Here is a 451-nt window from a genome sequence, read left to right on the forward strand (position 1 = left end):
ACTTATAACCCCCGTACACAAACTACTTGATAAGCCCCCGCAGCAACCGTCGCGCAGGCACTGACCCAGCAGATGCGCAGCCTTCCAGCCCATCTGCGCGGCTCTCTGACCTGGGATCAGGGAGCCGAGATGGCCCAGCATCATAAGATCACCCTGGATGCTGATTTGCCGATCTATTTCTGTGACCCCGCCTCACCCTGGCAACGTGGTTCCAATGAGAACACCAACGGGTTGCTGCGTCAGTACTTCCCTAAAGGTAGTGACCTCTCAGCCCACGGCCCCGAGGACCTCGAACATGTCGCTCACCTGCTCAACAGCAGACCCCGTGCGACACTGCACTGGAAGACCCCAGCAGAAGTGATGAGAGAACTCATCCTCACCACCTAATCACCCGCTGTTGCAACGACCACTGGAATCCGCCCACCGCTAGATCCGGTGGCGGTCGCAACAG

General features: G+C 58.5%; 1 pseudogene. It reads left to right on the top strand.

Features of this window, described 5'->3' with window-relative positions:
• Window positions 1-45 precede the first annotated feature (45 nt).
• Window positions 46-387, top strand: a pseudogene (locus FEF27_RS13200) (IS30 family transposase); the annotation flags it as partial.
• Between the last annotated feature and the right edge of the window lie 64 nt (window positions 388-451).

The organism is Nesterenkonia sphaerica (genome assembly GCF_005771565.1).
In the GTDB taxonomy this organism is placed as follows: Bacteria; Actinomycetota; Actinomycetes; order Actinomycetales; family Micrococcaceae; genus Nesterenkonia; species Nesterenkonia sphaerica.